This is a genomic window from Bacillus cereus group sp. N24, from assembly GCF_016483345.1.
Lineage (GTDB): Bacteria > Bacillota > Bacilli > Bacillales > Bacillaceae_G > Bacillus_A > Bacillus_A toyonensis.
The window spans coordinates 1-24615 of record NZ_JAEHCA010000001.1; the positions used below are offsets into that span (position 1 = coordinate 1).

Sequence of the window (24615 nt, forward strand, 5' to 3'; positions counted from 1 at the left end):
CCTTTTGGATCTGTTACTTCTCCTTTTGGATCTGTTACTTCTCCTTTTGGATCTGTTACTTCTCCTTTTGGATCTGTTACTTCTCCTTTTGGATCTGTCACTTCTCCTTTTGGATCTGTTACTTCTCCCGATACTTTATCCACAACATTTTGTATTACTGTACCAGTGTAAAAGATGCCTGTATCAGCAAATGGATCTTTTACTCCAAACTCATATACTTTCTCACCTAACGTATTCCATGTAATTACACCATTATTATAAGTGCCACCATCACTTTTTAAACGGATTTTTGTAGAGATTTCACCGTCTTTTTCATAAATAGGTACTTTCACTTCTTTATTTACTTCTACGTCTTCTAAAAAGACCTTTTGATTTTGAATATTAATGTATGCTTGCTTACTTAATTCGATAACAGGTCTAACGTCACGAATTTCATTCGCAACAAGGCTTAAAAACGTTAATTTTTTCAACTGACTAATTGGTGATAAATCAGAAATATAATTTGCCTCTAAATCAAGCTTTTGCAAGTTTACTAAATTTGATAATGGAGTAATATCCTTTAACTCATTATTAGGTACATCTAATACTTTAAGATGAGTCATTTTAGTAAGTGGTGTCACGTCTTCAATTTGATTTTTCCCAATCCATAATTCATCTAATCGATTCAATTGGTCAATGCCCGATAAATCTTTAACCTTATTACGCGTTAATACTAAATCTTTTAAAGGTAATGCATATAACGGTGTAATATCTTCAACTTGATTACCCGCTAAAGTTAAGTATGTTACATTTTTTAACGATCTTAATGGAGCAACGTTCGTAATTTTATTATTTGCTAAATTCAAGTAATCTAGTTGTCCCATTTTTGCTAATGCTGTTACATCTTCAATTTGATTGCCTGCTACATATAAACTTTTCACATTCTTCATTTCAGTTAGTGGTGCAACGTTCGTAATTTTATTATTACTTAAATCAAGAGATTCTAAATTATCCATTTTAATAAGCGGTGTTACATCTACAATTTCATTACCGCGCAAAGCTAAATGGTTCAATTGTTTTAAGTTCGCAAAGAACGACGGATCTGTTATCTTTGCATTAGCAACTGTTAAAGACTTTAAATTTGGCATATATTTCAATCCACTATAGTCGAGGATCTCATTCGTATTTAAAAATAAGTTTTTTACTTGTAATAACTCTTCTTTCGTAATTGGTGTATTTAAATCTTTTCTATTAAATACTTTTTTATTAACAAGTTCCCTTAATTTTTTGTCCGTTATCATATTTTGACTATCAATTTGATGATCCGTTTCCTTATCACCTGCATTAGAATTATCATCTGGTTTCTCAGTTTCTTTGTTATTTGCTGTCGGATCTGAAATTTCAAATTGAACTTGATATTTATGATCATATCCAATAGCAGGAATGAGAATATGCATTTGCATATTATATCTCTTCGAAAATTCTCCTATTTCAAACTGAACTACTTTCGTCCCATTTTTCCTCTTATCTTCTGACAATACTTTCACATCGTGAAATACACCCGGTTGATTTCTATCTTCTATTCTAAGATATTGGAAATAATCGCTATCTTGTACTGTTGCAGTAACAACTTTTTTCCCATTTTCAATCTTAACTTTGGGATCTTTTATGTATTGAGACACCATGGATGGCTCATCTTTTTGATCTTTATATATTTTGATTTCAACATTATATACACGATCTGTTACCATAACTCCTGCTTTATTTTCTGCTATTTTTTCCGCTGCTTGCACTGGGCTAGAATAAACAGCAAAAGGAATAGCTAATGTTGTAGCTACTACTAACGCTCTCATATTATTTTTTTTCAAAGCAATATCTCCCTTTATACAAATAAATTATCTCTCAAACAAATGATAATGATTTTCATTATCATTGTCAATGGGATTTTTTCTTTTTATTTCTTGAGCTCCACACTTTAAACAAACCGTTAGAGTGTTTAAAGTGTGGCCCTCCATGCTAAAAAAGCTATTCTATTCCATTTCAATTAAATCACCGAATTTAAAAGTACGTTTATGCCCAAAAGCATCTGTACAAATAATCGTCTCATTTAATGGATTAATATCAACTACTGTTATGTAATTTTTATATAAGTAGCCACCTTTATAATATGTAAGTAAAATCTCTTCCTCACCTAAATAGGAACATAACAACTTATTTTCAAGCACTTCTTTTGCATCCTCTGTTAAGATCGGACGCGTGACTTTCGTTTTCGCATGTATCATTTCTTTAATAACTGCGAATTGCTCTGGCATACTAGCGAACGGTTGCCACTTTACCATCCCTCTTCCTTTTGGCATATTAGCATTCTTCACGATTTATGTCCTCCTAATAATGTGTTTCTATATCTTGCTGTTGCGACGCTTGTGTAGGAAATCCCACGTAAAATACTGTTCTTACCAAACCGTGTTCGAATTTCATCCATAACTTTCGTTAATCGGATTTCTTTTTCCCTTTGTACAATGTTATCGAAAAGCGAAATTTGCTCTTCACCTTCATTAATAAGGTTTGTTAATGAGACACTTAACAATCTAATCGGTTCTCCTGTATAGCGCTCATATAAAAAATATGTACAAACATTGTAAATATCCATCGTTACATTTGTTGCCCGATTTAACGTATGCGCCTTTTTTATTCCCCCACCGTATTCCTTGCTATATCCAATTGAAAAATGAATTGTTTGTGCATATTTCTTTTCTCTTCTCAACCTATAACAAACTTCTTCTATATGCTCTAATAAAATAACTACGAACTCTCCTATCGAATAATCCCGTAATAATATTTGGCTTTTTGCTATAGATGTTGTAGCTGGAACGTATTTCTCTGCTATTCTGCTAAAATCAATCCCGTTACTATGTAAATGTAATTCTTCCCCTATTACACCGAAAGATTGCTTTAAATATTTCAAAGGATACTGAGCTAATTCTCCAATTGTATGTATACCTTTTCGATTCAATTTCATTTCAGTTTTGTACGATATACCCCAAAATTTACTGAGTGGTCTAATACTCCATAACTTCTCGGGTATATCGTCATACGTCCAGTGCGCTATTCCATCTTTACTCTTTTTCGCTTCAATATCCATCGCTACTTTACTCAATAATAAATTAGGCCCTATACCAATCGTACTTTCAATCCGTGTACGTTCATATATTTCTCGCTTGAGCTTTAATGCGAATTCGCGCGGATTACTCGCAAACAAATGAATACTTGCAGTCATATCCATGAAAAACTCATCGCTTCAGTTGTCAATATTCTTTTTATCTTAATACACTATTTGGATTTCAAATGAAACACAATAGTTATAAAAGAATATACTCACATCAATGAGTACGTTGGTTCTGGTGCAAAAGCTACTCACTAGAAACATAGAGTATCAATTTCCTTTAAATTGATAACTTATGAAACTAATCCCTTTTATTACATTGATTGTTCCCCAAAACAAAAAGCGAATCAAATTCCCATAAATAACTGTAGAAAGATAAAATTCTTGTAATGGGGGTGTCCCCAAATATTAGCTTGATGAGCATGGCATCCACCACCATCACTTATTTTTCGAATTTTTTATATGAGCATCTGTTCATGTGTTTTCATTAATTATACCAATCCCTTTTTCTACACCACTTAATTTTTTCCAATTTATCCTTAGCTCTTCATAGATAAAAATAGAGTACTTATTATTTTTCAGACTTTTTCCAAATTATTTTGACACACATATTAGTCGATGCTAATATGAATAAAGAATAAACATATTAGCGATTACTAATACGATAGGAGTGAAGACAATTGTGCAATACAAATGATTTAGATATAAAAGCCAAGTTTATCCGTGGCTTTGCTGATAAAACAAGACTTCAGATTCTTCAATGTATGATGGATGGGGAAAAGACGGTATCTGAAATTGTAGAAATCATCAACGGAAATCAGTCAAACATATCCCAACATCTGAACTGTTTAAAAGGATGTGGCATTATTCTTGGAAGACAAGAAGGAAAGTTTGTCTACTATTCTTTACGAAATGTCCAAATCGAACAATTACTTAGAATGTTTGACGTTGTATTTCATGAAGTTCAAACCGAGGTAGCATCATGTGATAGAAACGATGCATGCTTATCTCAAAAGGGAGACAGTTGTCATGACAGATAAGAACGATAAACAAACGAGTTGCTGTCAAACTTCTCCTCAAAATGAATCTTCATCAACTCCTACTACAGACGGAATACAACACAAAAAGTCATCATGTTGCTCTTCTAAAAAGGAGATTCCAATTGTTCCCGTTGCCACTAAGGAGGTTTCCTGTTGTAGTGGTGACCAAGATACTGTGAAAATAGAAAAAGCAAAGGAAACAACATCATGTTGTTCCTCTAAAAAAGAAATCCCAGTTGTTACAATTGCTAAGGAAGATTCCTGTTGCAGTAGTAACACTGATACTGTGAAAACAGAGAATAACTCTTCTGCATCCTGTTGTGGACCTAAACCAGAAAAGGTATCTTCATGTTGCTCTTCTGCAACCGCCATACAAATAGAAGAAGTAACATCAGAAACTTCATGTTGTAGTGATAGCTCATGCGAATCCCCATCACCCCGTGATAATCAGAAAGTAACAGGAGATGGTGTACAAACATATGTGGTCGATGGTATGGACTGCGGAGCTTGTGCCTTAACAATCGAAAAACATCTACAAAATGTTTCTGGGGTTGAGGAAGTACGAGTTAATTTCGCTACAGGAAAAATGCAAATTCGTCATAATCGAAATGCAGATGACATTATTAAAGAAGTATCTAATGCAGGATTTGAAGCCTCCTTAGCAGGAACTCGTAGAGGATCGGCACCTGTTTCGAAATCAAAAAATACAACTTTGATTCTTTCAGGGTTATTTTTAGCTTTAGGATTTGGAGGAAGTTTTACAAACATATCGCCTCTTCTTATTACACTTCTCTATGCGGCAAGCATTGGTATTGGTGGTTATAAACCTGCCAAAAGTGCCTTTTATGCAATCAGAAGTAAATCACTTGATATGAATGTTCTCATGATATCAGCTGCTATTGGTGCTGCATTAATCGGTCAATGGCTAGAAGGAGCAACCGTTGTTTGGTTATTTGCATTAGGCGCAACGCTACAAAACAAATCAATTGAACGTACACGGGAGTCCATTCGTGGATTAATTGATTTAGCACCATCAGAAGCTTGGGTAAAAGTTGGAACTGAACTTATAAAAAAATCTGTAGATGATATTGCAGTGAATACAACGATTGTTGTAAAGCCTGGTGAAAAAATTCCACTGGACGGCACAGTTATAGGAGGAACTTCTACTGTAAACCAAGCACCGATAACTGGCGAATCTATTCCAATTGATAAACAAATTGGCGATTCTGTATATGCAGGAACGATCAATGAAGATGGCTCTCTTGAGATTACAGTAACTAAACTCGTTGAAGACACTACGTTATCTCGAATTATTCATCTCGTAGAAGAAGCACAAGAAAAAAAAGCACCTACAGAGGCATTTGTGGATCGCTTCGCAAAAATCTATACACCTATTGTTTTTGTATTAGCAATTGGTGTCATGCTTATCCCTCCTCTTCTTGGTATGGGCGAATGGATGGAATGGATTTATAAAGGATTGGAACTTCTTGTTGTCGCATGTCCTTGTGCTTTAGTTATCTCAACTCCTGTTGCTATCGTATCTGCAATTGGAAATGCAGCAAGAAATGGTGTACTCATTAAAGGTGGTACTGCTCTAGAAATTGCTGGTTCATTAAATGCTATCGCGTTCGATAAAACAGGTACATTGACTGAAGGAAAACCAAAAGTAATGCATGTGCGAAGCTTAGATTGTACGGAAGATGAATTATTATCAATTGCCGCAACAATTGAAGAATATTCTAATCATCCCATTGCAAAAGCCATTACAGCATATGCTAAGGAGCATCAAACTTCTATCCAAAGTGGAACGGACTTCCGCGCTATTGTAGGAAAAGGTGCGCAAGTCACGATAGATGGCGAAACCTACTACGCTGGAAATAAAGCATTATATGAAGATTTTGGAGTTTCGCTTCAAATGTGGAACGAGCCGATTCGGGAAATGCAAAGAATTGGTCAAACCGTGATACTTGTTGGAACAAACAAAGTTATTTTAGGAATGATTTCTGTAGCAGATTCCATTCGCTCTACTACTTATGGAACAATTCAAGAATTAAAACGATCAGGTATTCAGGAAACCGTTATGTTAACAGGAGACAATGAAGGAACAGCTGAACACATTGCACAGAAAGCAAAAGTAGATCGTTATTTTGCTAACTTACTTCCAGAAGATAAGGTTCATTCTGTAAAACAGCTTCAATCTGAAGGGAAAACAGTAGCTATGATTGGGGACGGTATTAATGATGCTCCTGCCCTTGCTACCGCAAACCTTGGTATTGCCATGGGAGGTGCAGGAACTGATACAGCAATGGAAACGGCAGATATTGTATTGATGGCAGACAATCTTGAAAAACTTCCTTATACAATGAAACTAAGCCGAAAAGCATTGCACATCATTAAACAAAATATATGGTTCTCATTGATTATTAAATTCATTGCTCTTGCCTTTATCTTCCCAGGTTGGCTTACTCTTTGGATGGCTGTACTAAGTGATACAGGGGCTGCGCTGATTGTCATACTGAACAGTATGCGTTTATTACGAAACAAATAATAAGATACGGGGCTACCTAGTAGCTCCATATCTTAAATATATTTTGAAAGGGTATACATATGAAAAAAATGCGTGTAATTAGATTACTTATGCTTATTTCCATAATTACAATTTTAGGAGCATGTAGTGATAGTAAATTAAGAGATTCACTCGATTGGGATGTAGAAAAGTTTACATTTACAGATCAACATGGTAAAAAGTTTGGGTCATCTGATTTAAAAGAAAAGGTTTGGGTAGCTGATTTTATCTTTACAAGTTGCCAAACTGTTTGCCCACCTATGACAGCCAATATGGCAAAACTTCAAAAAATGTTGAATGCAGAGGGAATTAAAGATGTAGAGTTTGTATCATTCAGTGTAGATCCTGAAGTAGACACACCTGAAAAAATAACAGAATTTATGAAGGTCTATGAAATGGATACAAAGAGAACTCATTTCCTAACAGGCTATACAAGGCCAGATATTGAAAGGTTTGCAAAAAAGAACTTCCAAACCCTTGTAACCAAACCAGAAAATAACTCACAAGTTATACATGGTACGAGCTTCTATCTCGTAGACAAAGATGGAAAAGTTGTAAAGAAATATTCAGGTCTTCAAAACACACCATATGAGGATATCATCCGTGATATTAAACGAATTCGATAACTAAAAACCTTCTTATTATGTTCCTATTAAACTCTAAAAATTCGAGGTGTTTATATGAAGAAAAAACAAGGCTCTCACATAAAATTATTGTTAATTACCACATTAATCATTTTCGCTGCAGTTACAGCTTTCGTCGTATTCAATAAAGAAGAAAAAGTTGCTACGAATAAAGCGATAAAAGATTTACCTCCTATCGGTAAGCAACCTACTTTAGGAAAAGAAGATGCACCAGTCTCTATTATTGAGTTTGGTGACTTTAAGTGTCCTGCTTGTAAAGCATGGGGTGAACGTATCTTTCCTCAATTACAAAAAGACTATATCGATACTGGGAAAGTCAAGTTTTCATATGTGAATGTTTTATTCCACGGAACAGAATCAAAATTGTCTGCTTTAGCTGCTGAATCTGTTTATAAACAAGACCCACAAGCATATTGGAGTTTCCATAAGGAATTATTTAATGCACAGCCAGAAAATCACGATGATCCATGGATTACTCCTGAAAAACTATTAGAAATCGCAAAAACATATACACCAAGTATTAATACTACGCAGCTCGAAGAAGATTTGAAAAAACAAACAGAACAAGAAGAAGTAAACAGAGATGAGAAACTGACACAAGACTACAGTGTAGAGCAAACACCGAGCATTGTTGTAAATGGAACAACGCTATCTGATCCTTATGATTATGAACAAATCAAAAATTTAATTGAAAAAGCATTGAAGGAAAAGAAATGATGAATACAACAAAAAAGAACTTTGAATGGCGTAATTACACCTTATATATGGCATGGATTGTTTCAATGATTGCGACACTAGGTAGTCTATTTTTCAGTGAGATTCTTGGATTCATACCATGTGAATTGTGTTGGTTCCAACGAATTATGATGTATCCGCTCTGTATTGTTTTGGGGATTGCCACGTTCTATAATGAAAAGAACATAAAAAAATATGTATTACCGATTTCTATTATTGGTGGAAGTATTTCGCTTTATCACTATACAATACAAAAAGTCCCTGGGTTTTCAGAGATTAACCCGTGCGTTCAAGGTGTCCCTTGTAATGTTGATTATATTAATTGGCTAGGTTTTATCACAATCCCATTCTTAGCCTTAATTGCTTTTTGTCTCATTACTTTGTTTATGGTGTTAACGAAATCAAAAACGAATGAATAAAAAACATTATGTAAATTAAAGTATTATATATGGAAATTTTTCTACTGAGAGGAGACAGTATGATGTCAAAGATCATACCTGTAATTTTATTAGCAAGCCTATTAATCGGCTGTAGTTCCGTTAATGATTCATCACCTGCTAAGAACAACAAAACACAAAATCAGTTACAAGAAACAAAAAATAAAGGTGAACATTTTAAAGGCGATACTCTAGAAACAACAGCTAATATAGAAACTCTTCCTTCCTTTTTATCGTCAACAAAAAATGGACAAGTCTCTCAAATTTATGGGATGGTAGGAAAAGACACTGAACTCTTAAAATTGATTCCTTGTTACTGTGGGTGTGATGAAAACTCTGACCATAAAAGCAATAAAGATTGTTTTATCCACGAAATTAAAGAGAACGGCGAAGTTACATGGGAATCACATGCAATGAGTCAAGCTGCCTGTGTAGATATTGCTTTCCAAGCCGTTTTAATGAAACAAAATGGAGCATCTACTTTGGAAATCCGTGAATACATTGATAAACAATACAAGAAAGATGGTATAAACGTTACTCCAACACCGATGCCGATTTCTTAATAGACACAATGATATTTATTACTAAATAAAAGCTCCTAACATATTCTTGATAACTAATATGTTAGGAGCTCTATACGTTATCTAATAACCTACAAAATTTTCATTTTTTCTATCTCTACCTGTATACATGATATGTTATAAGAGCCTTTATTCTCCCGTTTCAGCAAAGTGCTTGATACGTTCCATGATTTCATTACGAATACGTTGAAATTCAGACCACTCTTTTCCTGCCGGATCATCAAAGCCCCAATGAACACGATTCACATTTGGAGGTGTAGTCGGGCACACAGAATCCGCATGACTACAAAGGGTCACCACTAAATCAGCACTGTTTAAAATGTTTGAATCAATCATATCTGATGTTTGATTTGTTATGTCGATATTTACTTCTTCCATTGCTTTAATGGCATTTGGATTTACACCATGTGCTTCGATTCCTGCAGAATATACATTCCACTTATCTCCCAAGTACTGTTTTCCCCAAGCTTCTGCCATTTGGCTTCGGCATGAATTTCCTGTGCATAAAAAATAGATTGTCTTTTTGTTCTCCATGTTGTTTTCCACCTTTGTTTTAAATTTATACTGGTTGATCATTAAAATATCTACGCTTAAACCAAAAAGCAACATTTACAAGTGCAATCATTACAGGTACTTCAACTAACGGTCCGATAACGGCTGCAAATGCCGCACCTGAATGAATACCAAACACACCAACTGCAACAGCAATTGCTAACTCAAAGTTATTACTACCTGCTGTAAATGCTAACGTTGTAGTCACCGGATAGTTTGCACCAATTTTTCTTCCCATAAAGAAAGAAACAAAGAACATCACGATAAAATAAATGAATAACGGAATTGCTATTCTTACTACATCTAATGGCACACTAACAATCATTTCCCCTTTTAAAGAGAACATAATAATAATCGTAAATAGCAGTGCAATTAATGTAAGTGGGCTGATTTTAGGTATAAACACCTTTTCATACCACTGTCTTCCTTTTAACTTTACTAGTACAAAACGTGTCAACATACCTGCTATAAAAGGAATTCCCAAATAGATAAATACCGATTTTGCTACTTCAATCATTGTAGTATCGACAATAGCACCTTCAATTCCTAACCATTCTGGAATTACGGTTACAAACACGTATGCATAAACTGAGAAGAATAACATTTGAAATACCGAATTAAAAGCAACTAAACCTGCCGCATACTCTTTATCTCCATCGGCAAGATCGTTCCAAACAATGACCATTGCAATACAACGTGCTAACCCAATCATAATGAGACCAACCATGTATTCTGGTTTATCAGGAAGAAAAATAATTGCTAAAACAAACATAAGTACCGGACCAATAATCCAGTTTTGTACTAAAGATAGAACTAACACTTTAACATCTTTAAATACTCGGCCCATTTCCTCATAGCGAACTTTCGCTAATGGTGGATACATCATTACAATTAAACCAACAGCAAGTGGAATAGACATCGTTCCAACTTGTAATGTATTCAGTCCGTCTACTATACTAGGAAACACAAACCCTAAACCAATCCCAACAGCCATCGCTAGAAAAATCCATAGTGTTAAATAGCGGTCTAGAAAAGATAAACGTTTCATTTTATTTTCCATCTCCTATTAACAACAAGAATTTTTAGCTATCTCATTTGAAGTCGTACAACAAGATGACTCTTCTATTTTGTGAACATCACTATCTGCTTTCGTATAAAAGAATTCCCACTCATTCCCATCAGGGTCTGTTAGCCAAAACTTATCTTGAACCGCATAGCAACATGTCGTATCCATCTCATCACGCGCAAAGAAACTTTCTTTTTCTAATCTTTCTTTATGTAATGTGATTTCTTCAGCTGTATCCACTTGGAAACCAAAGTGATTTACCTGATTTCCCTTCACCTCATCTCGTACGTTCAGCGTAAAATTAAGCCCTGGCGTCTCTAATAAAAATTTTGCATAATCCGTTTTCACTTTAACTGGTGAAACACCAAATACTTTTTCATAAAATTCAATAGACTTCTCTAAATTCGTAACGTTTATACCAACGTGAACATATCTCATACCTTATTCCTCCTCTTTATATATCATTAATCAATTTTTTTTGATTAATAAATTAAAATTTTAACAGCAGCTACCTTTGCCTGTTTTTCTAAAGATACAACACAATTCTTCTGATAATAAATTATTTACTTCCGCATCATTTAAATCATAATAACTCCACGTACCTTTTGTTTCTTTTACAATTAAACCTGCATCTAATAAAATCTTTAAATGATAGGACAACTTAGATTGTGTCATTTCAAAAACTTCAGTTAAATCACATACACACGTCTGGCCTCGCTGACAAAGCTCATACATGATTTCTAAACGTTTTTGATCTGCCAACGCTTTAAATTTTTTCTCATAGAGCTGAAAATCTTGTGCCACTTTAGTTCACTCTCCCTTCATCAACTTTTTTTGATGTTTATAGTATATACACTGTTTAGTTCTTTATGCAACTAATTAATCAAGTTTTTTTGATTTATAAAAACCTCCCTCGCATCATATCTTTGCTACAATTAAAAAGACCATAGCTTTTTCAAAAGTGAAAAACTACGGTTCTTTTTACAACTTAATAGTTACAATATTTCGGAGGAATGGAGTCTTTATAACTGTTTTTAATTTTAATTTGACCATTATAGAGTAGTGCCCCATCACTATCAAGCTAAGAAAAACAAATACCCCCAAATGAAAAAAATCGATATAACTCTTGTTTTTGGTGCATATTCATAAAAAGCACGTCACCCTTTCTCATTAACATAAGAGAATAGTAACGTGCTTTTAATTTCAAAAATAGTCTAAATCCTTAAGTTGATGGTTGTGGGGCGGGACCCCAATAAGAACGGTATCTAAGGTTGTATGAGAGGTGTTTGTTCCATTCCAGAGGTCTCAGCTGATGATTAACTCAAGTACCGGTTTCGGATGACCCCCATGTGATGAAGTTCGTGTCCTGCGATGCCGTACGCGAGGGCGCGCGCCGTAATGCTTAAGTTGTTTGCTGTGCCCTTGCGGTTCCACGCCTCCGCCGGTAGCCCGCGCAGCAATGTGATCGTTGATTGCCGTACGGCCCGGTAGTCTTCGGCCAATTGCGCGGTTGTCCAGCTTCCGAAAGGAGGCATGAACAATTCCTGATCGAAACCGGTCAGAGGCGTCTGGTCCCCTCTTGCGAACCGGAGCAGGCGGTAGGTCATGACGCGTTCCGCGTCTGCGATGTGGCCCACAACTTCTTTCAACGTCCATTTTCCTTCCGCATACCGATACGCGGCCTGGCTTTTGGTCAACGATGCCAAGAGCTCGGTCATTTGCTTTTCCTGGGCGAGCAGTATATCGATAATGTTACCGTCTGGTACCAAACGGATATATTCGCCGGAGTTCCCAGCGTATTCTTCTTCTGACGGTCTTTGATTCATGCGTAGTCACCTCTTATATGTAGATATAGAAAATTATAGCACTCGTCTATGTCTAATAAATTCACGAAATGATAGAACTTTCCTTCTAATAATTGAGGATAAACAACTATTTAGTTGGTCGGTGGCCACACTATCCTGATTCGTTAGCACAATAAGCAATGCTAATCAATAATGCATAAAAGTTATCTGTTATACAATATTTCGAAGTTATTAATATATAAAGGTAACACCTTCTTTTTTAATTTAAAGATGAATTTTCAATTATATTTTAAAATGAACCGAAGTAAAACACACTAGTCTAACTACTTTTCTATACAAGATTTTATGCAAAAAAGAATAGCGAAGATCCCTAGAATCCCCGCTATATCAATGATGTATAAAATCTTGTATAAGAGATAGATAGACATAGAGACAAAAAATTTAGTAAAAACAAGGATTCTATGAAAAACTTGCTACCGATAATGAGACGTTATGTAAACCTAACATGTATACTATATACATTCAAAATTGAATTTAAATAGGCTACTAGGCATACATCCAATCTAAACTTTGACCCTGAGCATAAAATTAGTTATAAGTCTAATTTCAAATAAGGAGTGAACTTCAAATCATGGTATATATACGACAAATGCCACTCTATGCCCAGAGTCCCTGGGGTCTTCAAAATTGTTTATTTCGATTCACATATCTGTCGCTTAGAAACGGAGACAACTTCTGGTTTTTTTTGACGACTATTGGGCACGAAAGAGTTTATGGCTATAGGTTTTTCGGCGGAAGATGGAATCATTATTCGGTTGCTATAAACGATATTGTTTCCTTCCATTGTTCTCCTCCGACTCCAACTCTATATTAAAACACTACGCCTGACCTTCGTAATCTGAACTAATTCATTAGATTTCCATCCCGAACATAAAGTGTAGAACTTCCGAGAACGAGAATTATGTAAATAAGCTGGCCATGTGGACAGCTTATTTTTTTGCTTAGCGTGCAAAATTCGTGTCTCGTTGGCGGTACCCCATGCCCATCAACTTAAGGGATTTATTAAATAAAAACGTAAGCTTTCTGGTTTGGGTTTAAATAGAAACCTGTCAATAAGATTAGGATTGCATTGGAAATGTATCTCTGTTGTTTTTTGTTATATATTTGGACCAGTATACAGTTATGCCAAATCCAATAGTAAGAATTAATCCTGCAAAAATATATGGTAGATTAACATTTACATTAAGTAAAATGCCTCCCGTTGCTGGCCCTATTATATTCCCGAGACTTGTATAAGTAGAATTCATCCCTCCGATAAATCCTTGATTTTCTCCAGCTATTTTAGAAAGTAATGTTGTAATTGCTGGTCGAAGTAAATCAAATGCCAAAAAGATGATAAACGTTAAAATCGCGACCATCCAATAATTACCGACAAATGTAGATACAACTATAATTATAGCAGCTATGAATAAGCTATATTTAATGATTCCTTTTTCACCAAATTTTTTTACTAATTTTTCAAAGAACATGATTTGTGCTATTACTCCTAATATGGCGCTTACTGAAATAATTATTGATATATCTTTAGGTGTAAAACCAAACTTTTTATCAACAACAAAGCTAAACATATGTTCATAAGCTGATAAACCACATCCTAAAACAAAAACAAGTAATAGTGGGATAAAATATAAAGGGTGAAAAGATTGTTTAATTTCTTTTAAAAAACTAACTTGTATTTTGTTATCTTGCATTTTAATTCGTTGTTCTTTAGATACAGGTTCTTTCAAAATGAATACTGAAAAACACGCAGCGATACCAGAAATTACTGCTGCAAAAAAGAACGGTGCACGTATGCCAAAATCAGATATAAAACCACCAATACCAGGACCAATGATGAATCCTGTACTGATTGCTGCCGATAGATATCCTAATGCTTTTGCCCTGTTTTCTAATGAAGTTGTATCAGCTATAAAAGCAGTGACTGCCGGCATCATACATGCAGCACTAACACCTCCTAGTGCTCTAGAAAGAAATAATACCCATATTTGATTTCCAACTCCAAATAAAAATTCAGAAAAGGAAAATAGAATTAACCCTGCTATAATCATTTTTTTTCGGCCAAATGTATCTACCCATATTCCAGCAATAGGAGATGTTAATAGTTGAAAAAATGCAAACATAGCAATTAAATATCCCATAGTGTCAGTGCCTAAATGTAATGCCCTCATATAAGATGGCATTACAGGAACTACAAGACCAATTCCTAAAAATACGATAAATACATTAAATAATGCTAAAACTAAAGCTAAATTTTTCCTATTGTATATACCCATATGACTTTCCTCACCTTATGATTAATTATATAGACATAAAAAAGCTTTTTATGTAATTGTCTTTAGCATAAACCTTGAAGTAACTTTAAGGTCAATACAAAAATTAAAAACGTAAAAATATCTATAAGGTGTACCACCCCATGTCCATCAACCTAACAAATCAGGTTGCCCCAAAACGATAAAATGAACTTCATTACTATAAAAGACTCAAATTTTTCGTTTTGGAGCATTATAAAATTTTAACTTGATGGTGATGGGGTGGGATTCGAAACAGTACGATTTTATTTCAAAGACACAACGATCTTACTACACACTTTTTATTTATCCCACACTCTCATCTGCTAGTATTACTATTTTTTATTACTAATGTTGCCGTTTCACTCGGATGGCTAAGAGGAAAATGATGGCCATATGGAACAAAATCAACCTTACCAAGATGCGATGGAGCAGAATAGCCTCTGTCATAATCCCCCCAAATAATGTGAAGATTATACTTTGTTACTTCATTGAAATCACCTTGATCGTTTTTCAGTAATAAACTGTTAAGCTGAACCGTAGTATTTAAAATTCTAGGAGAAGTAAAACTTTTACTTATTTTTTCAATATACTGTTCAGGGATGCTCTCCATACTTTCAAACAAACCATTACTTAATAAATAACGCCCTATCAAATTAGTAGTTGCCAATTTTAATGTCCATTTGTTCATAAATTGAGGAACATTTAGCAATTTAGCATTTTTTTTAGCAACAGGTGGCTGAAGTAAAGTGATTGAATACTTCTTATCTATGTACTCTTGTACTAATGCTTCCAGAAGAATAAACGCACCGAATGAATGGCCAATTAGATGTGCACCATTAGTAGCTTTCTCCAATAACTTTTTCACTACATTCAAATAGATATCTAGAAGATTTTTCTCTTGTTTAAAAGGAGAACGTCCCAAACCTGGAAGGTCCAAAATCCATACAGGTTGACCAGTTTTTTCATGAAGCTCTTGTGCTAAAGGAAATAAATCCTCTCCATCACTCAATAAACCATGTAATAAAATAAACGGTTTACCCTCTCCTTGTAATTGGTAAAGGGTAGTGTTATCGCATAATGTTCGTTTAAATAAATGATTATGCTGGCCATTTTGATACATCATTCGATAATCCAGATCAGCTACTACGGCAGGGAAAAATTTCATTACACTCGTCTTCTTAAACCAATCTCCTCCCATAATTTTTTTCGCTGAAACATTTGAAAATTTTCGTTTTGTAATAAAATTCAGTCCATCAGAAGGAATTTTTGTTATTTTACTTACTCCACTATTCATAATTGCTTTCATAAGTGGCATTGGGACAGAGATTTTTGGTGCCCTCATATTCATACTTTCCGACATAATACTTAATAATTCAGCAATGTTCTGATCGTGCTGTTTGTCTTCAACAAGTGTATATGTTTGAATAGTCGGTTGTTCCAATCTAAAAACCTGCACAATAAACTTCGCAAGCTCATCGTTTGAAATAAGTGGTAACCTATATCCCTTACCTCCAGGAATCACTGGCATGAGCCCTCTTCGCATACTCATCACAAGCAAACCTAATCCTGCTATCTGTTCTGTACTCCCTGTTTTACTACTACCGACTACAGTTGGCGGATTAATTACAGAAAGCGGATAACCTACTGCTAATGCCTGATGACGGATATAAAGATCTGCTAAAAATTTTGTTCTCTCATATGGATTTTTTATTTTCAAATAATTGTTTCCTTCTTTAAACACATCAATTGCAATCTTGCAATTTTTATCATCAAAGGGACTCATATAACCTACAACATGAATAAATTGTTGCAAGCCCTTCAATTGATGAATACTTTTAGCTAATTCACTAATATGTTTGGCGCCATTTAAAAATACGGAAGCTGCCTCTTTACTTGTCACTTGAATGTCCATGGGGCCTCCTGCGTGAATAATCACATCCGTTTTCAATACCCTCTCCTTATCTTCAGCACTTAGACCTAAATCTATTTTCGTCAAATCACCTTCAATAAAGTGCATAACTGCCTTTTTTAAGATGCCTCTTTCTTGAAAAATGCGTGTTGCTTTACTTTTCGACCTCACTAAAAGAAGAATTTTAACATCCTCTTTGGCTAATTCTTTCACTAATTGCTTTCCAATAAAGCCTGTTCCACCAATTAAAAATACTGTTCTCATATAACCCCCCCTTTTAGTACTATTTAGTACTAATTTGATGTAAAAAAAAAGCTTCTTTTATCGAAGCAATTTTAAAAAATGATCTGCTGTTTTCGTAATTACAGTTGCATCCTTCAATGTTTCTGAAATAAATAACGCTCCTTCAAGATTTGTAATAAAAAGTGATGCAACCTCATCAATATTAATCGTATTTCTGAATTCTCCATTCTCTACCCCTTGTTTAAGTAATAGAGAAACTTTCTTTTGTAATTCTGTAAAAAAAAGACCTATTTTTTCTTTTATTTGCGTGGCCTGTGTAGGACTTTGAATATAAAGAGTAATAAATGGACAGCTCCCCTTATACTCTCTCGACTGAACTCCTTGTGATAATTGCTTTAAAAACAGTTGGATACGATCTTCAACTAAAAATTGGTTCTGAGAAAGTACGTCATCAATTGCAGATTGATACATTTCAATCCAATAATCAACGACCCCTTCTAATAATACTTCCTTATTAGAAAAGTGATAATACACATTAGACTTTGAAACTTTGCTTACACGTACTAATTCATCCATACTTGTATAAGCAAACCCTTTTTCTAAAAATAATGTTGCAGCTACTTCAATCACACGTTTTTTATTCATTAATTTTACCTTTGTCATAACTAGAACTATATAGTACTAATTTAAATATTGCAAGTATTTATGTTAATTTAGAAAAAAGTTTGATTAAAAAAGTTCCACTAACATTGATTTTACTGCAAAAAAATCTTATTTTGAATAAAGTTGAACTGAACCCCGAAATTGTTAATTCACTATCGTCTAATAGAAGTCACCATACATGCCCATCAACTTAAGAAAAAGAAATGCCCCCAAAACGAAAAAATGAGCAGCTTCTCAGAATAGCTATCTTTAGAGAAAGAAAATTTTAATTTAGAGGGATATGAAAGTATTAGCTTGATGGTGATGGGGTGCTCCCCCATCGCTATCAAGCTAATATTCTGAAGTACGCCCAAAATGGGAATTTTATATTTCTATGGTTAATTAGATCTTAGTTATTTTAGGAATCCTAAATTTCCTCAGTCCAATTTAGAAGTTCTTTTCAAAAAATAGGGTTCTTAAGATACTTATCTTAAGAACCCTATTTTTTGATTTAGCATGGAAAGTATAATCTTTTCTAATTCAGCTTTATTTAAAACATCCTCAATAATTACAACTTGATAGGCATTGTCCTTTCCTTTTGCAGGAACAATCATTTTCATCCCCTTTATATTCCTTCCAGTTCATAATTCTCTATCTTGTCATTGTCATTAATCATAAATAAAATGGATCTTCTCCTGGTTCTATAGTGATGGTTTTTTCCTTGTTCTAAAATAGCGGATTGATAAATGAATTTTCTTAAAATTAAAGAAATTGAGCGCGAAAGCAATGAAAATAAACTATTCTTTTCATAGAAATATATAGAAAGTTCGACAATCCTAATTATAAAAATTCACTTCTTTATCATTGACAGAAAATTCAAATTCATTATATAATTTTGGTATTACCAATGTCTTGAACATGTATTACCATAAAATAAAGGAGACGATGACTTGAAAGAAAAGGAACGCACCTCAGATAAAATTGTGAACGAATTAATTAAATCCATATTGGCCGGTGTTTATTCTATAGGAAGCACTTTACCGCCGGAAAGAGAGCTTGCGAAAGAATTTGGTGTTGGTCGCCCAACTATTCGTGAGGCGCTTCAACGTTTAGGAAGAAGTGGATGGATAACAGGGAGAAAAGGAATGCCATCGATTATTAATGATTATTGGAGCAATGGTAATCTAACGACACTTATTAATATTGTTGAGAATCATCATACCATTACAGATGAATTTATTATGTATTTATTAGAATTTAGAAGTTCGTTGACTCCGACTTATATTCGTAATGCTGTTACGTTTAATCAACCTAAAGTGGTTGCTCTCCTTGCTAATCTTGAGCAACTTGAAGATAGTGCAGAAAGCTATGCAGCATTTGATTGGGATTTGCAAAAAAGGTGTGCTGGGCTTGCTGCCAATCCAATCTTTCTACTCATTTTAAATAGCTTTGATTCCATTTATGTAGCTATGGCAAAAAGGTATTTTTCTGTAAAAGATCATCGTGAATTATCCTTCAACTATTATCACGATTTATTAAAAGCTGCATTAAAGGGAGATGCGATTGAAGCAGAAAGATTGTGTAAGACAACATTGGAGAAAAGCTTGGCTCTTTGGAAAGATAGAAAAAAATAAAGAAAGCTGGAGGCGTGAAAAATGAAACTAAAATATTTTAAAGAATATTTTTCCTATCCTGATATTTTGATTATGAGCTGTCTTTTCCTCACTAGCTTTGGATTTATGATTTTACATTTAACCTCTATCGGAATTTGGGGTGCTTTTATTTTTGGAATGATTATGTATTCCTTAGCTGAGTACGCTACTCACAGGTTTATTTTTCATCTAAAGCCACCAAAGAATGCATTTTTATTAAAAACGCTTAAGCGCCTACATTATGACCATCATACAAATCCGAATGAATTACATTTATTATTTTTACCCTTATGGTATAGTGTGCCAAACATTGCAATTTCAGGAGCGATTTTTTATTTTCTTTCATCCAGCTTTGTCATGACAAACGCATTTATTGCAGGTATTATGCTCTTTTTATTATTTTATGAGTGGAAGCATTATATCGCGCATCGCCCCCTTCAACCAATATCACCATGGGGGCGATGGATGAAAAAAGTTCATTTATGGCATCACTTCAAAAATGAAAATTACTGGTATGGTGTTACGAATCCAGCCTATGATTTTCTCATGGGAACCTTTAAAGACCAAAAAGATGTTGCCCAAAGTAAAACTGCTAAAAACCTAGAGAAACGTGGTGACCAGAAAATAGAATTATAAAAATAATCTATTGTCATCATCCTGGAAATGTTGAATGAATTTTGCAGATTCGACATTTCTCAGGGAATGGCAGGCATTTTTTCCTATTGAGTAGTACGCATGGTAATAGATTGCGTAAGGATCTTTTGAAAGTTTGTTCTGATCATTTACGAATTTATGTTCTTTTTAGAGGTATTTGTTGGAATGTCTATTAATCAATGAAAGATGAAAAATGAATGTGAAAATAAAAAAGAACTCTTTCATCTGTTGAGGAGTTCTTTTCATATAAATTACGATTGGGGTACCGTCACATCACCATCAAGCTAAGAAATGCAAATACCCCAAAACGAAAAATAAGCTGCCTTCTGTCAAAAATACACGAAATTTTTAGCTTGAGGTGTTATAAAATTTTTAAGTTGATAGGTAGGGTCAATACCCCATCGCCATCACCTTAAGAATTCAGAATTACCCCAAGACGAAAAAATGAGCGTTTTTGTTACAAGTTAACACAAAATTTCGTTCTGGGGGTACTATAAAATTTAAGGTTCATAGCGATGTGACGGTACTCCTATTAAAGACATTTCTCCTTCTAAAGTAGACAGTACTTGCAATCTTAGTACAAATCACAGTTGAATTCATGTTACTTAATCGTACCCATTCCGGAAATTTTAATGTTAACCTTGACGTTTACATCGCCTTTTGCTAATTCGTTATTCCATTTATTTTGGACTTTTTTCCATTCTGGATATGTGTAAGTTCTTGCATATCTCCCAAGCCCAATAGGATCAATATTGGCAGTTTGTATTTTCTTTATTAATTGTTTGAAATCAGCTTCCAGCTTAGTTTCGATCGCTTTTTGTAATTTTGCTGCATCCTTTCTTGTATTGAACGAAAAAAGCCGTTCTGTAATGCCGACCCTCATCTTTATATCTGTATTAAATATAAACTTATTATCATATCTTACCTTTGTCTTTACTTTAATATTATATGCAGTAAAACTTATCCAATCTTTATCCTGGCTATTAGACTTTAGTTTAATTGCAATTGTAAATGGAAAATCGCCTGTAGTTCTTTGTTGCAGAATGCGTAATAATTTATTTTCATCGTATTTTAGTGTTAATTTATACCGTCCTTTTTCATCTAGCAAAGCTGTACCTGTCACAAATATTTTTTTCGTTTTTTTCATCTCAGTCATATTTGCTGTTAACCCTTTGTCTGCTATTTGTTCATGTAGTTCTTGAAGATTTGTTTTTACTGTTATATTTCTTAAAGAGGCGGTATCAACTAGTTTTGTTAAATATAGAGGAAGACGCGGCTTATCTTTTGGATTGTAATAGATGACGTCTGAAACAGGTCCATCTACAGCAACAACCCTTGTGGTAACTGTATTTTTGGGATCTCGGTAAAATGGATCGAGATATTTCATCCAATTTTTTTGTTTCAGTAACCGTTTTCCAACTAAAATAACCTGTGTTTTGCTTCCCGAGGTAAGTGCCATAACAGTAGCATCAAATTGGTCTCTAGATTTTCGAACCGTAGCAGATTTTACAACAGTAGTTTCTTCTTTTACTTTTGCTTCTTTATTAAAAACAGGGCTTGATATATACACTAATAAATTATCATTACGATCTAAATCAATACCAAGAACAAGAGTAAGAGAAACGTCTTCAACATTTGTTTGATCAAAGCATCCAGTCATCATGAATACCGATAACAAAATACAACACAGTACTTTTCTTTTCAATGTATCCTCCCCTGGCGAAACTTCTCATATAGACAGCAGTACAGCCATAAAATGATAGGTAATATATAGGTTAATCCTAATCCAGCATTCGATAATACCTGTTGCCAAATTTCGGCTTCATTCCAACTAGGATGAGTCCAAAATATGAATCCGATAATGAGCAATAAGAGAATAACTACATGAGAGCTATGGTCTTGTTTTCCAAGTAATTGGCTTGAACAAAATACAGCGCAATATATGGTGGGAATCCATGCTGTGGAAACAACGGGTAAGTAAAGAGCCAATAAAATCATGTCAAAACGTTCTAAAAAACGAAACTCAATTACTTTCAGTAAATTTAGTACTGGTTGGTTAAATTGCGTAATGCTATCAGGGCTAAAATAGGCAAAGCAAACAAAAGTAGCAAATAAATAAAATAACATCGTTAAAGTATTTGCAATAACCATTCCATGGACTGCATACTGTTTTTTTTGTAAAAAGGGATATAAAAAGAACGCAATATCAAATCCTAAATAAGCAAAAATAGTGGTCGGTACAGCTGTAAATATAGGTTTCCACCCATCTTTTAAGAGCGGAAAGAATGGCATCCAACTTCCGTTCTCTTTAAGAGGTATCAAAAAAAATAACGGAATCCAAAGCATCGTATAAAAAGTAAGTTCGGAGTACCGCCCTATAATACGAGGGCCGTTACGTGCGACAAGAAAGGTAGGAATCGAAAACAAAAAGATAACGAGATAGTCAGGCGTTTTTGGAAGAAGCCATCCCTTAAGATAAAGCATAGCGTTCACAAGAACTACACAAGAATAAAAAGCGAAGTACATCATGTAAATAACAACGAATGCTTTCCCTACTATTTTTCCAAACAATCGTATAAGAATATCATAAATCGTATCCTCAGGATATCTTGCAGCAGTTTTCACTATAAACACACCTGATATTGTGGAGAAAATCCAACCAATCAATATAGCTATCCATCCATCTGTTCCAGCCTTTTCTGCAAGCACACGTGGAAGCGATAAAACGCCAGTGGCCACCTGCATTCCATTGATTAAAACAATATACTGCATAAGAGAGATTTCATTATAAGCATACTTTTTCATAATTTCACCTTTTATTATGATTCTTTCCTTGTCGAATAGATTGAATGGCTCTTTTTCCCTTAGGACGTCTTCTTATTGCCCATAAAGGAAAGCGTACAAAAGCATCTTTCATATCTGCAAAGCGAAACGGTGCTAATGGCATTCCATAAGGGGTACCTAGCGATTCAAGGCTGATTAGATGTCCAATTAATGTCATCCATCCGATAACAAGTCCAACAATTCCAAATAAGGCAGCTGCTAGCATCATCGGAAAACGTAAAAATCTTACTGCCGCTCCCATATCATAATTAGGGATAACAAAAGAAGAGATGGCGGTAACAGCAACAACAATAATCATAATATTGCTTACAATTCCCGCTTGAACAGCCGCTTGTCCAATAACAATACCACCTACAATTCCAACTGTCTGACCGATCGGAGTAGGTATCCGTAAAGCCCCTTCTCTCATCGTTTCCAATGTTATTTCCATAAGTAATGCTTCCATAACTGGAGAAAAGGGTACGCGCGTTCTTGATTCTGCAATAGATAAATACAGCTCTACAGGAATAACTTCAAAATTAAAGGAAATAAACGCAACATAACTCGCAGGTAAAAATAAAGCAATCATAAAGGCGATAAAACGAAGCACCCGAATAGACGAAGCAACTAACCACCTTGTACCGTAATCATCCACTCCTTGAAAAAAGGAAATAAAATTTGTTGGAGTAATTAACACATTAGGCGAATGATCCATTACAGTTACAAATCTGCCCTGTAGAATGTGAGATACTGCCAAATCAGGTCTTTCAGTTAATATAAATTGCGGAAACGGTGAGTAAGGGTTATCTTCAATGAATTCTATAAGTTCGCCATTACTAGCAACAGCGTCGACTGTAATATTTTGAATTCGTGTTTCTAATTCCTTCAGCACATCTTCAGAAGCTACATCTTTCAAATATAAAATAGAAATTCTGGTTTTGCTTCGTACACCAATTACCATTTCTTTTATCGTTAATTCACGATAAGGAATATACCTTCGAATCATTGCGATATTTTGACTTCCTGTTTCAATGAATGCTTGATGTGCACCTTTTAGAGCTATTTCGTTATGAGCGTCTTCAACACTCCTTTGTGGCCATCCTTTTGTATCCAGTTGATGTGCTGTTGTTCGACTGTGAATTAATAAAACACTATCTCCCCCAAAAATAGCATTTTCAATCTGACTCAATGTATTAATAATCTTAATTTGTCCTAATGGAATTGGAAGTTCTGTATTGGTATTAAAATCACTATTCATCAAAGGACTTAGAACATGATTTTGAATCAATTCTTTATCTGTTAATCCAGACAAATATACTAAAGCTGCTTCTAATCCATCTACTGTTATTTGAAACCGCCGAATTACTAAATCAGGCGCTTGACGAAATATATTCTGAATATTAGCTATGTTTTTGGTTAAATCAGCGTCTAAGAGGGCGTCTTCAATATTTTTTTCCTGAAAATGAGTATTGTCTCGTATTGGAAATGACTTAGGATTATCTCTATATTTTAAACGCCTCAAAAATTTAGCCATGATTCTCTCACTTTCTATGTACTTTTTATAGTATGTTTAGTATGCATATATTAAGAAAAAATATCCTACTAACTAGAGAGGTAACATTAGAATTATTACTATAAATTTCCGGGTGCATATTTCATAAAAATCAAGTTCAAAAATAGTCCTTTAAGTTGATGGATGTGTGATACTACCAAGCTAGTAAAACTAAATTTCCTTAAAATGAAAAAATACGCTATTTTTTCTGTAGAATCATA

The 24615-nt window shown here is 34.3% G+C and carries 22 protein-coding genes and 1 pseudogene; 8 read left to right on the forward strand and 15 right to left on the reverse strand.

Annotated elements, in window-relative coordinates; genetic code table 11:
• The 3 genes and pseudogenes from JDS95_RS00005 to JDS95_RS00015 form a co-directional block, all read right to left on the reverse strand.
• Positions 1-1847 (reverse strand): leucine-rich repeat domain-containing protein (locus JDS95_RS00005; protein ID WP_242474161.1); only part of this gene is annotated, 1847 nt, incomplete at its 3' end.
• A gap of 162 nt (positions 1848-2009) precedes the next feature.
• A complete protein-coding gene (locus tag JDS95_RS00010; protein ID WP_000786244.1) occupies positions 2010-2351 on the reverse strand; it encodes a YolD-like family protein in 342 nt (113 codons plus the stop codon).
• Positions 2348-3274: pseudogene (locus JDS95_RS00015) on the reverse strand (DinB/UmuC family translesion DNA polymerase); the annotation flags it as partial. The gene JDS95_RS00010 and the pseudogene JDS95_RS00015, both read right to left, overlap by 4 nt.
• Before the next feature lie 548 nt (positions 3275-3822).
• On the opposite strand from JDS95_RS00015, the gene JDS95_RS00020 reads away from it, so the two are divergent.
• From JDS95_RS00020 to JDS95_RS00045, 6 genes are all read left to right on the forward strand, one after another.
• A complete protein-coding gene (locus tag JDS95_RS00020; protein ID WP_000336205.1) occupies positions 3823-4182 on the forward strand; it encodes an ArsR/SmtB family transcription factor in 360 nt (119 codons plus the stop codon).
• Positions 4172-6730, forward strand: a complete 2559-nt coding sequence (locus JDS95_RS00025; protein WP_199690116.1) for a heavy metal translocating P-type ATPase — start codon at positions 4172-4174, stop codon at positions 6728-6730. Before JDS95_RS00020 ends, JDS95_RS00025 begins: the two co-directional genes overlap by 11 nt.
• A gap of 59 nt (positions 6731-6789) precedes the next feature.
• Complete coding sequence (locus tag JDS95_RS00030) at positions 6790-7374, forward strand: SCO family protein (RefSeq protein ID WP_000738791.1); 585 nt, start codon at positions 6790-6792, stop codon at positions 7372-7374.
• 54 nt (positions 7375-7428) lie between these two features.
• Positions 7429-8109: a DsbA family protein gene (locus JDS95_RS00035; RefSeq protein WP_085450358.1), complete on the forward strand. Its 681-nt coding sequence runs from the start codon at positions 7429-7431 to the stop codon at positions 8107-8109.
• On the forward strand, positions 8106-8546 hold the full coding sequence (locus JDS95_RS00040; RefSeq protein ID WP_000982253.1) for a disulfide oxidoreductase: 441 nt from the start codon (positions 8106-8108) through the stop codon (positions 8544-8546). The genes JDS95_RS00035 and JDS95_RS00040 overlap by 4 nt, the downstream gene beginning before the upstream one ends.
• 62 nt (positions 8547-8608) lie before the next feature.
• Entirely contained in the window at positions 8609-9127 is a 519-nt protein-coding gene (locus tag JDS95_RS00045; RefSeq protein WP_085450359.1) for a PCYCGC motif-containing (lipo)protein, read from the forward strand.
• A 147-nt stretch (positions 9128-9274) separates the two neighbouring features.
• Here the strand turns inward: JDS95_RS00045 and arsC are convergent, their stop codons facing one another.
• The 9 genes from arsC to JDS95_RS31515 form a co-directional block, all read right to left on the reverse strand.
• Entirely contained in the window at positions 9275-9679 is a 405-nt protein-coding gene (arsC, locus tag JDS95_RS00050) for an arsenate reductase (thioredoxin) (RefSeq protein ID WP_085450360.1), read from the reverse strand.
• Positions 9680-9704: 25 nt separating this feature from the next.
• Positions 9705-10745, reverse strand: a complete 1041-nt coding sequence (gene arsB, locus JDS95_RS00055; RefSeq protein WP_199690118.1) for an ACR3 family arsenite efflux transporter — start codon at positions 10743-10745, stop codon at positions 9705-9707.
• 18 nt (positions 10746-10763) lie between these two features.
• Positions 10764-11201 carry an ArsI/CadI family heavy metal resistance metalloenzyme gene (locus tag JDS95_RS00060; protein WP_001271018.1) on the reverse strand — a complete coding sequence of 146 codons (438 nt, stop codon included), beginning with the start codon at positions 11199-11201 and terminating at the stop codon, positions 10764-10766.
• A 60-nt stretch (positions 11202-11261) separates the two neighbouring features.
• On the reverse strand, positions 11262-11567 hold the full coding sequence (arsR, locus tag JDS95_RS00065) for an arsenical resistance operon transcriptional regulator ArsR (RefSeq protein ID WP_000046018.1): 306 nt from the start codon (positions 11565-11567) through the stop codon (positions 11262-11264).
• Positions 11568-12079: 512 nt separating this feature from the next.
• Positions 12080-12589, reverse strand: coding sequence for a DinB family protein (locus tag JDS95_RS00070; RefSeq protein ID WP_085450362.1), 510 nt, complete (start codon positions 12587-12589; stop codon positions 12080-12082).
• 1097 nt (positions 12590-13686) lie between these two features.
• The gene (locus JDS95_RS00075) at positions 13687-14901 is read right to left on the reverse strand and encodes an MFS transporter (protein WP_085450363.1); all 1215 of its coding nucleotides are present in this window, start codon (positions 14899-14901) and stop codon (positions 13687-13689) included.
• A 334-nt stretch (positions 14902-15235) separates the two neighbouring features.
• Positions 15236-17092 (reverse strand): alpha/beta fold hydrolase, encoded by a 1857-nt coding sequence (locus tag JDS95_RS00080; RefSeq protein ID WP_085450364.1) that lies wholly within the window; start codon positions 17090-17092, stop codon positions 15236-15238.
• A 57-nt stretch (positions 17093-17149) separates the two neighbouring features.
• Positions 17150-17716, reverse strand: coding sequence for a TetR/AcrR family transcriptional regulator (locus JDS95_RS00085; RefSeq protein ID WP_139823511.1), 567 nt, complete (start codon positions 17714-17716; stop codon positions 17150-17152).
• 482 nt (positions 17717-18198) lie between these two features.
• Positions 18199-18327, reverse strand: a complete 129-nt coding sequence (locus tag JDS95_RS31515; RefSeq protein WP_002093597.1) for a hypothetical protein — start codon at positions 18325-18327, stop codon at positions 18199-18201.
• A 336-nt stretch (positions 18328-18663) separates the two neighbouring features.
• On the opposite strand from JDS95_RS31515, the gene JDS95_RS00090 reads away from it, so the two are divergent.
• Positions 18664-19347 (forward strand): GntR family transcriptional regulator, encoded by a 684-nt coding sequence (locus JDS95_RS00090; RefSeq protein WP_000659653.1) that lies wholly within the window; start codon positions 18664-18666, stop codon positions 19345-19347.
• 21 nt (positions 19348-19368) lie between these two features.
• Positions 19369-20001, forward strand: coding sequence for a sterol desaturase family protein (locus JDS95_RS00095; protein ID WP_000770118.1), 633 nt, complete (start codon positions 19369-19371; stop codon positions 19999-20001).
• 619 nt (positions 20002-20620) lie between these two features.
• Here JDS95_RS00095 and JDS95_RS00100 read toward each other — a convergent pair.
• From JDS95_RS00100 to JDS95_RS00110, 3 genes are read right to left on the reverse strand one after another with little or no spacing between them, the layout of a single operon-like run.
• Positions 20621-21724: a Ger(x)C family spore germination protein gene (locus JDS95_RS00100; RefSeq protein WP_000824427.1), complete on the reverse strand. Its 1104-nt coding sequence runs from the start codon at positions 21722-21724 to the stop codon at positions 20621-20623.
• Positions 21721-22824, reverse strand: coding sequence for a GerAB/ArcD/ProY family transporter (locus tag JDS95_RS00105; RefSeq protein ID WP_000759653.1), 1104 nt, complete (start codon positions 22822-22824; stop codon positions 21721-21723). Before JDS95_RS00105 ends, JDS95_RS00100 begins: the two co-directional genes overlap by 4 nt.
• Positions 22825-22828: 4 nt before the next feature.
• Positions 22829-24376, reverse strand: a complete 1548-nt coding sequence (locus tag JDS95_RS00110) for a spore germination protein (protein ID WP_085450367.1) — start codon at positions 24374-24376, stop codon at positions 22829-22831.
• Positions 24377-24615 lie beyond the last annotated feature (239 nt).

What these genes read in the sequence shown, in the direction of transcription:
- JDS95_RS00105 (WP_000759653.1), bottom strand. Translation starts at nt 22,824, where the DNA reads ATGAAAAAGTATGCTTATAATGAAATCTCTCTTATGCAGTATATTGTT.
- JDS95_RS00025 (WP_199690116.1), top strand. Translation starts at nt 4,172, where the DNA reads ATGACAGATAAGAACGATAAACAAACGAGTTGCTGTCAAACTTCTCCT.
- JDS95_RS00110 (WP_085450367.1), bottom strand. Translation starts at nt 24,376, where the DNA reads ATGGCTAAATTTTTGAGGCGTTTAAAATATAGAGATAATCCTAAGTCA.
- JDS95_RS31515 (WP_002093597.1), bottom strand. Translation starts at nt 18,327, where the DNA reads ATGATTGTTCCTGCAAAAGGAAAGGACAATGCCTATCAAGTTGTAATT.
- arsC (WP_085450360.1), bottom strand. Translation starts at nt 9,679, where the DNA reads ATGGAGAACAAAAAGACAATCTATTTTTTATGCACAGGAAATTCATGC.
- JDS95_RS00080 (WP_085450364.1), bottom strand. Translation starts at nt 17,092, where the DNA reads ATGAGAACAGTATTTTTAATTGGTGGAACAGGCTTTATTGGAAAGCAA.
- arsB (WP_199690118.1), bottom strand. Translation starts at nt 10,745, where the DNA reads ATGAAACGTTTATCTTTTCTAGACCGCTATTTAACACTATGGATTTTT.
- JDS95_RS00035 (WP_085450358.1), top strand. Translation starts at nt 7,429, where the DNA reads ATGAAGAAAAAACAAGGCTCTCACATAAAATTATTGTTAATTACCACA.
- JDS95_RS00095 (WP_000770118.1), top strand. Translation starts at nt 19,369, where the DNA reads ATGAAACTAAAATATTTTAAAGAATATTTTTCCTATCCTGATATTTTG.
- JDS95_RS00075 (WP_085450363.1), bottom strand. Translation starts at nt 14,901, where the DNA reads ATGGGTATATACAATAGGAAAAATTTAGCTTTAGTTTTAGCATTATTT.
- JDS95_RS00030 (WP_000738791.1), top strand. Translation starts at nt 6,790, where the DNA reads ATGAAAAAAATGCGTGTAATTAGATTACTTATGCTTATTTCCATAATT.
- JDS95_RS00085 (WP_139823511.1), bottom strand. Translation starts at nt 17,716, where the DNA reads ATGAATAAAAAACGTGTGATTGAAGTAGCTGCAACATTATTTTTAGAA.
- JDS95_RS00060 (WP_001271018.1), bottom strand. Translation starts at nt 11,201, where the DNA reads ATGAGATATGTTCACGTTGGTATAAACGTTACGAATTTAGAGAAGTCT.
- JDS95_RS00040 (WP_000982253.1), top strand. Translation starts at nt 8,106, where the DNA reads ATGATGAATACAACAAAAAAGAACTTTGAATGGCGTAATTACACCTTA.
- JDS95_RS00045 (WP_085450359.1), top strand. Translation starts at nt 8,609, where the DNA reads ATGTCAAAGATCATACCTGTAATTTTATTAGCAAGCCTATTAATCGGC.
- JDS95_RS00070 (WP_085450362.1), bottom strand. Translation starts at nt 12,589, where the DNA reads ATGAATCAAAGACCGTCAGAAGAAGAATACGCTGGGAACTCCGGCGAA.